This is a genomic window from Sorangiineae bacterium MSr11954 (genome assembly GCA_037157815.1).
Classification (GTDB): Bacteria; Myxococcota_A; Polyangia; order Polyangiales; family Polyangiaceae; genus Pendulispora; species Pendulispora albinea.
Genome location: CP089984.1, coordinates 7,049,315 through 7,062,815 on the forward strand (window position 1 = coordinate 7,049,315; position 13,501 = coordinate 7,062,815).

General features: G+C 66.6%; 12 protein-coding genes. 8 read left to right on the forward strand and 4 right to left on the reverse strand.

The features are described from left to right. Nucleotides 1-1,201: 1,201 nt before the first annotated feature. Entirely contained in the window at nt 1,202-1,786 is a 585-nt protein-coding gene (locus LZC94_27315) for a hypothetical protein (GenBank protein WXB11559.1), read from the reverse strand. A gap of 132 nt (nt 1,787-1,918) precedes the next feature. Then, the gene (locus LZC94_27320; GenBank protein ID WXB11560.1) at nt 1,919-2,590 is read right to left on the reverse strand and encodes a DNRLRE domain-containing protein; all 672 of its coding nucleotides are present in this window, start codon (nt 2,588-2,590) and stop codon (nt 1,919-1,921) included. Between the two features lie 188 nt (nt 2,591-2,778). On the opposite strand from LZC94_27320, the gene LZC94_27325 reads away from it, so the two are divergent. The 8 genes from LZC94_27325 to LZC94_27360 all read left to right on the forward strand — a co-directional run bounded on the left by LZC94_27325 (nt 2,779) and on the right by LZC94_27360 (nt 11,785). Further along, entirely contained in the window at nt 2,779-3,840 is a 1,062-nt protein-coding gene (locus LZC94_27325; protein WXB11561.1) for an ABC transporter ATP-binding protein, read from the forward strand. Between the two features lie 116 nt (nt 3,841-3,956). Further along, a complete protein-coding gene (locus LZC94_27330) occupies nt 3,957-5,030 on the forward strand; it encodes an ATP-binding cassette domain-containing protein (protein ID WXB20256.1) in 1,074 nt (357 codons plus the stop codon). A 422-nt stretch (nt 5,031-5,452) separates the two neighbouring features. After that, nucleotides 5,453-6,178 carry a hypothetical protein gene (locus LZC94_27335; protein ID WXB11562.1) on the forward strand — a complete coding sequence of 242 codons (726 nt, stop codon included), beginning with the start codon at nt 5,453-5,455 and terminating at the stop codon, nt 6,176-6,178. A 29-nt stretch (nt 6,179-6,207) separates the two neighbouring features. After that, nucleotides 6,208-7,251 carry a pyruvate dehydrogenase (acetyl-transferring) E1 component subunit alpha gene (pdhA, locus tag LZC94_27340; protein ID WXB11563.1) on the forward strand — a complete coding sequence of 348 codons (1,044 nt, stop codon included), beginning with the start codon at nt 6,208-6,210 and terminating at the stop codon, nt 7,249-7,251. 56 nt (nt 7,252-7,307) lie between these two features. After that, entirely contained in the window at nt 7,308-8,297 is a 990-nt protein-coding gene (locus LZC94_27345) for a pyruvate dehydrogenase complex E1 component subunit beta (protein WXB11564.1), read from the forward strand. Between the two features lie 30 nt (nt 8,298-8,327). Further along, nucleotides 8,328-9,890 carry a 2-oxo acid dehydrogenase subunit E2 gene (locus LZC94_27350; protein WXB11565.1) on the forward strand — a complete coding sequence of 521 codons (1,563 nt, stop codon included), beginning with the start codon at nt 8,328-8,330 and terminating at the stop codon, nt 9,888-9,890. A 15-nt stretch (nt 9,891-9,905) separates the two neighbouring features. Then, nucleotides 9,906-10,862 (forward strand): formylglycine-generating enzyme family protein, encoded by a 957-nt coding sequence (locus LZC94_27355; protein ID WXB11566.1) that lies wholly within the window; start codon nt 9,906-9,908, stop codon nt 10,860-10,862. Further along, on the forward strand, nt 10,862-11,785 hold the full coding sequence (locus LZC94_27360; GenBank protein ID WXB11567.1) for a metallophosphoesterase: 924 nt from the start codon (nt 10,862-10,864) through the stop codon (nt 11,783-11,785). Before LZC94_27355 ends, LZC94_27360 begins: the two co-directional genes overlap by 1 nt. A 144-nt stretch (nt 11,786-11,929) precedes the next feature. On the opposite strand, the gene LZC94_27365 is transcribed toward LZC94_27360, so the two are convergent. Together LZC94_27365 and LZC94_27370 are read right to left on the reverse strand one after the other, a co-directional pair. Then, the gene (locus LZC94_27365) at nt 11,930-12,157 is read right to left on the reverse strand and encodes a cold shock domain-containing protein (protein WXB11568.1); all 228 of its coding nucleotides are present in this window, start codon (nt 12,155-12,157) and stop codon (nt 11,930-11,932) included. 70 nt (nt 12,158-12,227) lie between these two features. Further along, a complete protein-coding gene (locus LZC94_27370) occupies nt 12,228-13,490 on the reverse strand; it encodes a tetratricopeptide repeat protein (GenBank protein ID WXB11569.1) in 1,263 nt (420 codons plus the stop codon). Nucleotides 13,491-13,501 lie beyond the last annotated feature (11 nt).

Consider the following 13,501-nt stretch of genomic DNA (forward strand, 5'->3'; position numbering starts at 1 on the left):
CGGACGAGGCATACGCCTAACTCTAGCCCGTGGGGTTCGACGCACGCGACCTGTATGTATCGGGATTCAATATGAGTCAATGCATGGGCTGACGAATTTGTGACTTGCGGTAGAAAAGTCACTAATCTTGGTCGGCGCCGGCAAAGGATCGATTTCTAGTTTTGGTGCGCGACTTGGTCGTCTATGACCAATTCGACTTTTCGCCCGTGCGCGAAAAGTCGATAGGCGCGGGGCAGTGCCCGATCTCGACGAGGGCCCGACGCGGAACGCGTACCATCGGCACGTCGCGCGCGGCGCCATACGCGAGGCGCGCGACGATCGTCCCCACCCGAGGCACACGACCGCCGCGCCTGAACAAATCCACGCCGCCCGTCCACGGGACGCCCTCACGTCCGGTCGCGATCGACGACGACGGCGTCCGCGCAACAACGCAGCGCCCTTCAACGGACAAAACAGGCCCGATGCCGCAGCCGACTCCCCCCGCCGGGAGCCGACCACGCGTTCTCCCGCAACCATGCGCAGCCGACTCTCCCCGCCGGGAGCCGACCGCGCTTTCCCGGACGACGACGCAAACGCCGCGTCTATTTTGACGGCGACCGTCGCCCGAACCCCCCGCAACCATGCGCAGCCGACTCCCGCCGGGAGCCGACCACGCGGTCTCGGGCGACGACGCAAACGCCACGTCTATTTGACGGCGACGGTCGCCCGAATCTCTCGCAACGATGCCGCAGCCGATTTTCCCCGCGGGCGAGCCGACCACGCGGTCTCGAACACCGACCCAAACGCCGCGTCTATCTAACGGCGACCATCGCCCGAATCTCTCGCAGCGATGCCGCAGCCGATTTTCCCCGCGGGCGAGCCGACCACGCGGTCTCCGACACCGACCCAAACGCTGCGTCTATTTAACGGCGATCGTCGCCCGAACCTCCCGCAACCATGCGCAACCGACTCTCCACGCCGGGAGCCGACCACGCGGTCTCCAACACCGCCTCAAACGCCGCGTCTATCTAACGGCGATCATCGCCCGAACCCCCCCGCAACCATGCGCAGCCGACTCCCGCCGGGAGCCGACCACGCGGTCTCCAACACCGACGCAAACGCCGCGTCTATCTAACGGCGACCGTCACCCCCGCAACCATGCGCAGCCGACTCCCGCCGGGAGCCGACCACGCGGTCTCGGACGACGACGCAAACGCCGCGTCTATTTGACGGCGACCGTCGCCTGAATTTCCTGCGACTCGAGCTGACACTCCTTCGCGGAGCACACGCTCATCTTGTACGTCCCCGTGATGGTCACGTTGCCCTTGGCGGTCGGCTTGAACTTGACCCGCATGGTCGCGATCTTTTCGCCGTCGACCTTGAAGTCGCCTGCGCTCTTGGAGAACACGTTCTTGCCGGCGGCGTCGGTCCCCTGGAACTCGATGCCCGCGCCCTCGGCGGCCTTGAACTTGTACGGATATTCTTTGTTGATGTGGAAATCACCGGCCGCTTCCAGACGGAGAACCACCGAGCAGGGCGCGCCGGCCTTGCAGTCGCCTTCCGGCGTGGCGTCGAGCTTGAAGTTCTTTCCGTCGACGTGATTGCTTGCGGCAACCGGGATCACCTCGGCGGAGCCTGTGCCCGTGCCAGTACCAGGAGAAGCAACGACGGGGGCGGCGGTGGTCGTGGTGTTGCCCTTCGCGGGGGCGGCTTCGCTGTCGCGCGAGCAGCCGGTCGCGATGGCCAATACGGTGGCGGCGCCGAGGGCCAAGCTGCTCAGCGCGAATGAGAGGGAAGCGTGTTTCATGGTTCTTGCGCTCAGCATGTTAACGTCTCGTCGCATCGGACACACCCTTCTTCCTTGCTTTCCTTGCGAGAAGTACATTGCATCGCCTCGGTCGCGGCGTCGACCGACAAATCGGGACTTTCGACGAGGTCGCTATTTTCGGTCGGCGGCCTCCGGGGCCACGTAGAGCTCGAGACGGGGCGGCGATGACGAGGACGCCTGCGCCAGGGACGAGCCGTCCTCCAAGCTCGCTCCCACGGTGGAAGCCATAGCAAACGCCATTCCGACGTCGGTGGAGTTGTCGGCCATAATCACGATTCCCTGGTCCTGCGGGTCGCGCTGAGCCCAGCGCTGCACGATGGCCCGAACATCGATGCGTACGAGGTGACGCGGCGCGGGCATGACGCGCGTCGAGGGGGTTCGAGCTTCCTCGAAGCGGGGCTGGAAGGACCAGGAGATGGAGCGCGGCTCCCACGGATCGATGACCCGCGCCGCGTGCAGGACGATGGGCGTGGGGTCCGGTTGGGACGCGAACGACCGATCCAATAAGACGTAGGCCTCCAGGATGGACGTCTCTTTGGCCAGCGGGACCGCAAAGCGCAGATAGAGCCGGCCATCGCCGACGCCCGCGCGACCCAACGTGAAGACCGGCGCAGCCGCGCCATCGGTGGCCGGCTCGCCGCGCTGCACATAGGCCATCGCCACCGGCGCGATCAGATGGCGCCGCACCTCTTTCTTTTGAATGAGCGGGACCCCGTTCGGATCTTGGCAGCGCCCCACCACGCACGCCTGCGGCGATGCGCACTCGTTGGATGCAGCGCACATGTGAGGGCGTGCGACGCATGCTGTCAGGCCCGTGAGACACAATGCAGCTACGGTGGCCAAGGCGCCCGGTTTCATCGGTCGGACGAAAAGCTATCACGGCGCTCGCCGCGCGAAGAAACACGAAGAAACGCGGAAAAACCACAAACTGCGAAAAAACGGAGAAAAACCTGGATAAAGTCGGACCCATCATGGCCCCGGTATCCGCCCCGCCATCCCCGCCGCGCCCTGCTCCCGACGCCCAAGGACCGCTGCTTCGTGTGCGCGATCTCGTGACGACCTTTCGCGGTGACCATGGAACGGTCCGCGCCGTGGACGGCGTGTCGTTCGATGTGGCGGCGGGGCAGACCGTGGGGGTCGTCGGCGAGAGCGGGTGCGGCAAGAGCGTGACGGCGCTGTCGCTCTTGCGGCTCATTCCCTCGCCGCCCGGGTACATCGAGTCGGGGACCATCGAGCTGCGCGGCAAGAATTTGCTCGCCCTGCGCGAACGCGAGATGCGCGACGTGCGCGGCAACGAGATCTCGATGGTGTTCCAGGAGCCGATGACCAGCCTGAACCCCGTCTACACGGTGGGCGCGCAGATCGTGGAAGCCATTCTGCTGCACCAGAAAATGTCGCGGCGGGAAGCGTACGCGCAGGCGCGCGAGCTTTTGCGCCATGTGGGCATTTCGTCGCCCGAGACCAACGTGGACGCGTACCCGCATCAACTCTCGGGCGGGATGCGGCAGCGCGTCATGATCGCCATGGCGCTCGCCTGCCGCCCTGCCCTGCTCATCGCCGACGAACCGACCACCGCGCTCGACGTGACCATTCAAGCGCAGATCTTGGAGCTGATTCACAAGCTGCAAGGTGAGCTCGGCATGAGCATCCTCCTCATCACCCACGATCTGGGGGTGATTGCAGAATACACGGAACACGTGATCGTGATGTACGCCGGGCGCATCGTGGAGAGCGGGCCGGTGCGCGAGGTGTTCGCGCGGCCGCGGCACCCGTACACCCACGGGTTGATGGCGAGCGTGCCGCGCCTGGGGCAGTCGAGGAGGAGCAGAGTCGCGCGGCTGCCGACCATCGACGGCATGGTGCCCGATCTACGCCATCTGCCCGGGGGGTGCCGCTTCGCCGATCGCTGCAAGCTGGTGATCGACGCGTGCCGCGAGGAGGAGCCGGAGCTCCTGCGGGTGGATGCGGAGGTCGCGTCGGAGCACTTCGCCCGGTGCATCCGATGGCAGGATACGGGGCAGGAGACAGCATGAGCGCGGAATCGAAGAGCGCCGAGACGCGGAGTTTGGAGACGCAGGGCCCCGAGGCGCGGCCTGCCAATCCGCCGCGGACCTTGGTGGCCACGGAGAACCTCACCAAGTATTTCCCGGTGCGCACCGGGCTGTTCGCGCGCAAGACGGAGCTTTTGCGGGCGGTCGACGGGGTCTCGCTGCGCGTGCGGCGGGGCGAGACGATGGGGCTCGTGGGGGAGAGCGGCTGCGGCAAGAGCACGCTCGGGCGATTGATCCTGCGGCTGATCGAGCCTACGTACGGGAGGGTGGTCTACGACGGGCGCGAGATCGGTCGGTATTCGGCCTCCGAGATGCGTCCGCTGCGGCGCAAGATGCAAATCATCTTTCAAGATCCTTATTCGAGTTTGAATCCGCGCATGACGGTGCACGACATCGTGGCGGAGGCGATTCGTATTCACAAATTGGCGAGCTCGCGGGCCGACGAAACGAGCATGGTGGTGGACCTCCTGAAGAAGGTGGGCCTGCGCTCGGACGTGCTGCGGCGCTACCCGCACGAGTTCTCGGGCGGACAGAGGCAGCGCATCGGCATCGCGCGCGCGCTCGCGGTCCAGCCCGAGTTCATCGTGTGCGACGAGCCGATCAGCGCGCTCGACGTGTCCATCCAGGCGCAGATCATCAACCTGCTGGCGGAGCTGCAAGAGGAGCTCGGGCTCTCGTACCTGTTCATCTCGCACGATCTTCGGGTGGTCGAGCACGTGAGCCATCGCGTGTCGGTCATGTACCTCGGAAAGATCGTGGAGCAGGGCGCCTCGGAGGGGCTCTACGAAAACCCGTTGCACCCGTACACCAACGCGCTGCTCGCCGCCGTGCCCGATCCCGATCCGGCGAAGAAGCGCCTGCGCATCGTGCTCGAGGGCGACGTGCCCTCGCCCACCGCGCCGCCCGCCGGCTGCTCGTTCCACCCGCGCTGCCCGCGCATCCTTCGCGGCACGTGCGACAAAGAGGTGCCGCCGCTGGCGGAGATCGAGCCGGGGAGCGGACACCGGGTCGCGTGCTTCAATCCGCACGGGGTGTCGCCGGGCTCCTTGCGAGCACCGATGGAGGGGCGCGGCGAGCAAGACGCGACAGACGCGAGCGACGCGACGGACGCGACAGACTTGCGAGAGGCGACCGACGCGACGAACGGCGCGGACAGGGAGGCGACGGCGTGAGCGTGTCGTGACCGAGGCGATCGATCGCGCCTTCGGGATCACCCGCCATCGGGCGCCGAGACGAGATTGTGTCGATGGCGAAACATCCGCATTGCCATCTTTTGCGTGGAAACGATTTGGGCGACCGTCGCGCGGAGGGGTCGCTTCATTAAGGTCGGCGAGGCGCCGCGCATCGGGCCCGCGAACGAAGTCGCATCACGCGCTGCGTCACGAGCATGGGAGCGCCCGCTCGAAGAAGGGCTGCGCATCGAGGCCGAGCTAGGGCAGTATGCGATCCGCAGCCAGGATCCCGTCGAGGAGCGCTGGCGTTCGCAGACGCGAGGGCCCAACTTCGCGCAAGGCCACGGACTACGAGAATCCCACCCGAGCGAGGAAACGACTCGATGCATCACGAACGTGCCAATCGAACGAGGCGAGCTTCCGTGGCCGCGTTTTTCGCACTTTCGACCGGGCTCGTTGCCGCGGTGGGTCATGCGCAAACGCCCCCTTCGCAAGCGACTCCTTCGCCGCCGCCGCCAGCGGGCGTCGTTTGGTCCGGTCCGGCGGCGGGGCCCGACGTCGTCTATTTGAAGGATGGGCAGAACCTGCGCGGAACCTTGACCGAGCTGCGGATTGGTCAGAGCGCGACAATGCAGTTGCCGCAGGGGCAGAGCGCCACCATTCGATGGGATGGCATCGCGCGCATCGAGCGAAATGGCCAAGAGATCCCGCTGCAAGCGCCCATCGCGCAGCCGGCGCCACCGGTGCCCCAAACGGGCCCCGCGCCGGAGACGCTCGCGTACAACTCGGGCGAACCGATCCCAGCGGGATACCACGTGGAGACCAAGCCACGCCTCGGCTTGCTGATCAGCGGATCGATCCTGACGGGCATCGGCGCGCTCGGCATCGTGGCCATGGAAGCCGGCGGGAACAAACGCGAGGAGAAAACCGCCTTCGACGTGGTATGGGGACTACTCTTTTTCGGTCCTGGCTTGCCACTGCTGCTCGTCGGATTACTGTCGCCCTCGAGGACCTTGCGCCGCGACGCGAGTCAAGCGTTTTGGAATCCTCCGCCTTCGGATAAATCCCACCTGTTTGGTTCTTTTAAGATCGGTTTTGGCCCCACGAAACACGGGGGCGGACTACTCACCATCGGTCGGCAATTCTAGCCGCGCCCTCCTCTAACATACCCCCCGCTATGGCCATCGAAACGAACTCCCACATCACGCACCGCGATCCGAGCGCCACCGAGAACGGGCCGAGCAACGGTCTGCACTCCGAGCTCGATCACCTCGTTTCCATGTACCGGCAGATGTATCTCATTCGCCGGATCGAAGAAGAATCCGCGCGCGCCTATGCCCAGGGCAAGATCGGCGGCTTCCTTCACTTGTACATCGGACAAGAGGCGGTCGGCGTCGGCGCCATGGCGGCGCTCAAACCCGAAGATTACGTCGTGACCACCTACCGCGATCACGGCATTGCCCTCGCCAAAGGGATGAGCCCCAACGCGCTCATGGCCGAGCTGTGGGGCAAGAAGACCGGCTGCTCGCAAGGGCTCGGCGGGTCGATGCACATGTTCGACGAGCCCACCCACATGCTGGGCGGCTACGGCATCGTCGGCGGTCACATCCCGCTGGCCGCGGGGGTGGCGTTCGCCTCCAAGTATCGAGGGGACGGTCGGGTCACCCTGTGCTTCTTCGGCGAGGGCGCCGTGTCCATCGCCGGCTTCCACGAGGGCGTGTCCTTGGCCGCGCTGTGGAAGCTCCCCATCGTGTTCATCTGCGAGAACAACGAGTACTCGATGGGCACGCCGCTCTCGCGCACCATGAGCGTGGAGGACGTGACCACCAAGGCCATCGGCTATGGCATGGCCAGCGATCGCTTCTTCGCCGACGACGTGCAGGAGGTCGAGCGCCGCATCCGGCAAGCGGTCGATCGCGCCCGCGAAACCTCGCTTCCCACCTTGGTGGAGGTCCGTACCTACCGTTTCCGCGGCCACTCCATGAGCGATCCGGCCAAGTACCGCACGGCCGCCGAGCTCGAGGACCGCAAGAAGAAGGATCCGGTCATCCGCGCCCGGGCCAAGCTGCTGAGCGACGGCTACCCCGAGTCCAAGGTCACGGCGCTCGAACAAGAGGTGGAGGACGAGGTGACGGCGGCCGTGAAGTTCGCGGACGAGAGCCCCGATCCCGATCCGTCGATCCTCGAGGCCACCACCTACGACGGTCCGTTTGCCAGCTGACGGCAGGCGCTCTCTACAACGACGACAACGACTACCGTACGGACAACGAGAAGAGCATGGCCCGGAACATTCGATTTCGTGAAGCGCTGCGCGAGGCAATGATCGAGGAGATGGAGCGCGACGAGCGTGTCTTCCTCATGGGAGAAGAAGTGGGGCACTACCAGGGTGCCTACAAAGTCTCCGAAGGGATGCTGGACAAATTCGGGGAGAAGCGGGTCATCGACACGCCCATCGCCGAGGGCGGCTTCGCCGGCATCGGCATCGGCGCGGCCATGGTGGGCCTGCGGCCCATCATCGAGTTCATGACGTGGAACTTCTCCGCCGTCGCCTTCGATCAAATCCTCAACAACGCGGCCAAGCTGCGGCAGATGTCGGGCGGGCAATTCAACTGCCCGATCGTCTTCCGTGGCCCCAACGCGAGCGCCAAGCAGGTGGGCAGCCAGCACAGTCACGCGATGGAGCACTTCTACGCGACGGTGCCGGGGCTCAAGGTGGTGGCGCCCGCCTATCCTTCGGACGCGAAAGGCCTGATGAAGGCGGCCATCCGCGACGACAACCCGGTGCTGGTGATGGAGTCGGAGACGCTCTACTCCGTCAAAGGCGAGGTGGCCGACGATCTCGACGTGATCCCGCTCGGCCGCGCCAACGTGGTGCGCCAGGGCAAGGACGTGACCATCGTCGCGTACTCGCGCATGACCCACGTGGCGATGGATGCCGCCGCGCAGCTCGAGAAGGAGGGGATCTCGGCCGAGGTGGTGGACTTGCGCTCGCTCCGTCCGCTGGACGAGGACACGATCCTCGACTCGGTCGAGAAGACCCACCGGTGCGTGGTGGTGCACGAGGGTTGGCCGTACGGCGGGGTTGGCGCCGAGGTGGCCGATCGCGTTCAGCGCCTCGCCTTCGATGCGCTCGACGCTCCGATTTTGCGCGTGACCACGCTCGACGTGCCCATGCCGTACAACGCGAAGCTCGAACAACTCTGCATCCCCCAGCCCGACCGGGTCGTCGCGGCGGTCAAGCGCGTGGTTTATCGCGGGCAAGCGTAGCAATCTCTTCCACAGGGACTGACGAAGATCATGGCCAAAATTCTGGATATGCCGAAGCTCTCCCCGACCATGGAGGAAGGGATCCTCACGTCGTGGCACAAGAAAGAGGGCGACACCGTCAACGTCGACGATCTGCTCGCGGAAGTCGAAACCGATAAAGCCACCATGGAGTTCCGCGCCTTCGACAAAGGCGTGCTCCTGAAGCTGCTCGTCGCCGACGGCGCCGAGGTGAAGCTCGGGCAACCCGTCGCCATCCTCGGCAACGCGGGCGAAGACGTCTCGGCGCTGCTGGCGCAAGTCGGCGGCGGCGCGGCACCGGCGGCGAAGGCCGCGCCGGCGCAAGAGTCGGACGCGCAGGCGTCGGACGCGCAGGCGGAGAAGTCGGGCGAGACGGGGGCTTCCGGCGAGAAACCGGCAGCAGCGGCCGCCGCGCAAGCTTCGGCCCCGGCGCAAGCTTCGGCCCCTGCGCAGGACACGTCGGCACAAGCCGCAGCCGCAGCTCCGGCTCCGTCGGGAAAGAGCCAACCCCGCGAACGCGGCTCCCTGCTCGATCGCACCGAGCGTGAAGGCGCACCGCGCGCCCGCAGCGCGAGCAGCTCCAACGGCCCCCGCGCCTCCGAAGGCGGCCGCGTTTTCGCGTCCCCGTACGTGCGCCGCGCAGCCCGCGAGCGCGGCATCGATCTGCAAGGTGCGCAAGGCTCCGGCCCGGGCGGCCGCATCGTCGCGAAAGATCTGGAGACCATCGCCTCGGGGGCCGCCGCCCACCCCGGCGCTTCCCCTGCAGGGGAGGGCGCGCAAGCCAACGGCCACGCGGTCAAGCCGGCCAGCCCGGCAGGCCCCGCAAGCCCCGCGGCCCCCGCAACCCCCGGCCTCGCCCAGCCGGAGGCGCACCCGCTGTCGATGATGCGCAAGACCATCGCGCGGCGGCTCAGCGAGTCGAAGAAGAACGTCCCGCACTTCTATCTGACGATCGACGTCGAGGTCGAAAAGCTCGTCGCCTTCCGCGAGCAGATCAACCGCGATCTGGAGGCCTCGGCCGCCAAGGCCAAGACCGAGGAGAAGCCGCCGAAGATCAGCGTCAACGACTTGCTCGTCAAGGCGTGCGCCGTCGCGCTGGCGCGGGTGCCGGAGTGCAACGCGCAGTTCACCCCGGAGGCGATCCTCGTTCACAAGCGCATCGACATTTCGGTGGCGGTGGCCGTCTCGGAGGGCCTCGTCACCCCCGTGGTGCGCAACGCCGATCAGAAGAGCGTCACCGCCATCAGCAGCGAGATCCGCGAGCTGGCCGGGCGCGCCAAGGCCAAGAAGCTGAAGGCCGAAGAGATGCTCGACGGCACCTTCTCCATCTCCAACCTGGGCATGTTCGGCATCGACTCCTTCTCGGCGGTCATCAACCCGCCGGAGGGCGCCATCCTCGCCGTCGGCCAGGTGCGCGAGGAGCCCATCGTCCGCGATGGACAGATCGTCGCCGGCAAGAAGCTCGCGATGACGCTCTCGTGCGATCACCGCGTGATCGACGGGGCCATCGGCGCCAAGTTCCTGGCGGAGCTGCGAAGCTTGCTCGAGCACCCGATTCGCATCGTCACCGGCTGATCGCGGAACGTCGCAGTGCTGAAGCTCGGCGTCGCCGCCCTCGCGCCATTGGTCTTCCCCATGCTCTTCGGAGCCATGGCGCCGCGGCGACCCGATGCTCCGCTGCGCCCGGAGCGATGGTGGCGCGGGCTCGACGCGCGGGCCGCCGCACCGGCCACGGGCGTGCAAGCGCTTCGCACGCCCCCGGCCGAGCGGATCCGCCTGCCCGGTGGCACCTTCGTCATGGGCTCGCTCTGGTTCGATCTGACGCGCGCCCTGCAGATGTGCCGCAAGGAAATCTGGGGCGCCGAGTGCGATAGCGTGCAGCTGCAGCGCACGTTTCGCGCGGAATTTCAAGCGCACCAAGTCACCCTTTCCCCCTTCGAGATCGACCGCACCGAGGTCTCCGTCGGCGCCTATGCGCGCTGCGTGTCGGCCGGCGCATGTGCCCCCGCGGGGTTTCCGCCCGGCGATGCGCGCTTCGATCGCGCGGAGCTGCCGGTCACCTTCGTGCGCTGGGAGGACGCGAACATCTACTGCGAGTGGGCCGGCGGACGGCTGCCCACCGAGGCCGAGTGGGAGTTCGCCGCGCGCGGCACCAACGGGCGCCGGTTTCCATGGGGCTCGTTTTACAACGCGCATGTGTGCAACCACGGCGCCTTCGGCCCCGACGAGACCGACGCCACCGACGGCTATGTCGGGCTCGCACCCGTGGATGCGCTGCCCGATGGGCGAACGCCCGAGGGCGTCTTCAACATGGCGGGCAACGCGGCCGAGTGGGTCTCGGATCTGTTCGAGGACGACGAGAACGGCTTCGGCTACTCGGCCATGCCGCAGACGAACCCCAAGGGTTCCAAGAACGGCACCTACCACGTGGTTCGGGGCGGCTCGTACCAACATGGGGCCGCGTGGATGCGCGCCACATACCGTACGTACAGCTTTGCAGGTCGCGGGCCGCACATTGGCTTTCGGTGCGCTAAAGATCCCCGGTAATGCGCATCGCACATTTTTCGGACCTTCACATCTTGTCGCTGGCCGGCGTGCTCCCGCACCGCTTCTTGAACAAGCGGCTCTCGGGCTATGCGAACCTGAAGCTCAAACGCGGTCACATTCACCGCCCGGCCTATGTTCGCGCCATCGCGCGCGAGATCGCGCGAACGTCGATCGATCACGTGGCCATCACCGGCGATATCACCAACCTGGCGCTGGAGCCCGAGTTCGAGGCGGCGCGCGCCCTGCTGCAAGATGCGTTGGGTCTCGATCCGAAGAACGTGAGCGTCGTCCCCGGCAACCACGATCTCTACACGCGCGGCGCGCTGCGCACGCGGCGCTTCATGCGCTACTTCGGGCCCTTCGTGGAGAGCGACTTGCCCGAGCTCGCCGTCGACATCGGCCTCGGCCGCTTTCCGTTCGTGCGGCTGCGCGGGCCCCTCGCCATCGTGGGCTTGTCGAGCGCGGTCCCTCGCCTGCCCTTCGTGGCCGCGGGGCGCATCGGCGAGCGGCAGCTCGATGCGTTTGCCCGCGTCCTCGCGCACCCCGACGTTCGCTCGCGCACGCCGGTGGTACTTTTGCACCATCCGGTACAAAACCCGCCCTCGCGCCTGAAGACGCTCCTCGAGGGGCTGGAGGACGCCGACGCGCTCACCGCGCACGTGCAGGGCTTCGCGCACGGGCTCATTCTGCATGGCCACCTTCACCGCAGGCAGCAGCGCCACCTCGAGACGCGCGCGGGCAAGCTCCATGTCGTGGGCGCGACCAGCGCCTCGCTCCACCACGACACGCACGAGAAGATGGCGAGCTTCAACGTTTACGAGTTCGATGATACGGGGAAGCTGGTCGAGGTGGAGTCGCACATCCTCGAGCCGGAGACGGAGACATTCCGAGTCACCGAGGTCCCCCACGCCACATGGTCGTAGCGGACCCGCCACGGTCGTGCGCCGCGATTCCTAGCTATTCTTCTCGAGAGGGGCGCACGACCTTCCGAAGCAAAGCAGCGGGGAGCTCGGAGGCGGATCGAGCCGGAGCTCGAAACGAAACCCAACGACGAAAACAGAAGGGCTCTACGTTGCAGGTGCGCCGGGTAAAGCGGTGGGTCTTACGACATTGAGCGCCTGCAAGCCTTTGGGTCCCTCGCGGACCTCGAACTCTACGAGCTCATCCTCCAGAAGACGGCGGCGCCCGTCTCCCGTGATTTGGGAGTAGTGAACGAACACGTCGGGGCCACTGTCCTGCTTGATGAACCCCCAACCCTTTTCATCATTGAACCACTTCACTTTTCCAAGTGCCATGGGAACCCCTCCACCCTGCGCGTAACGTTATGAGTCACACGCGGCGCGCGTCAAGAAACGAAGAACGCATCTAGCGCTTCTTTTGATCCTTCTCCAGAGCATCGAGCTCTTCGAGATTCGCCTTTACACGCGGATCGGTAGAGTCGATGGCGCGCGCCTTCTCGAGCGCGGCTCGCGCCTCAGCGCGAGTTTTGGGATCGCGCGCAAGCGCTGTGGCCAAATTGATCCATGCGCTTGCGAGCTTATCGTCCAACTGGATGGCCTGCCGATATTCGGCAATTGCTTCGGCAACTTGGCCTTGTTGTTGGTACGCGTATCCAAGATTCGTGTGAAATGTCGCGCGCTGCGGATCGAGCGAAATCGCTTTTTTGAGCTCGGCCACTCCGCGCGTGAAATCGTTCTCGAAGAGCAGCGCCGAGCCGAGATCCGAATGCGCGCGCGCATCGCCATCGGCGAGCTTGACCTGCGCTTCGTATTGTTGAATGGCGTCCTTCACGCGCCCGGCCATGAGGAGAACCGTGCCGTAATTTCCACGGCGCGGGGCGCTCCCAGGATCGAGCTCCACCGCGCGCGCAAGCTCCGGCAGCGATTCGCTTCGATGTCCTGTCGCCAGCAGCGCAACGCCCAATGCCGAGTGCGACTCGGGCTCATTGGGAAGCAGCGCCACACCGCGACGGAGCGATTCGAGCGCGGCCGGCGCATCGCCCGCCATGAGCAGCGCGCGTCCGAGCTCCACTTGCGCCGCGCCGAGCCCCGGCTCGCTCTGCACCGCGCGCCGCAACTCTTTGGTGGCGGCCGCGATTTCCTTGTTGCCCTTGCCCGCGCCAAAGTCCGTCGGCAGGTTCGCGCGCGCGATGCGCACGCGCGCCAGGCCCACCAAGGCCGGCGCGGCGCGCTTGGGTGCCTTGGCCGCGGCGCGCGCAGCCTCGTACTGCTTCGCGGCCGCCGCGATGTCGCCGCGCTCGAACGCCAGGTCGCCCTCGAGGAGCAAACGGTCGACGGGATCGTCGCTGTTCGGTGGCGCGAGCGGCAAGGTGGTGGGGCGCGGCGGCGGAAACGATGGCGCGGCATCCGCGCTCGAGGCTGCGCCACCGCTGGCGCTCACGGGGTTTTTGCCCGCGCTCGGATCGCGCGGTCCGCTCGGTCCCATGGCGCCGGCCTCCGGCGTTGCGGGCGCCGCGATGCCGCTACCGTTGTTTTGCGCGGGCTGCGGTGACTCCGGCGCGGGGGCCGCGCCACCGCAAGCCGCGGCGGACAACGCGAGCGGCGCGACCAAGGCGAGCCGCGCGGCAAACGCGAACGGCGCGCGCGGCGCGAACGGCGCGCGCGGCAAACGCGACGGGC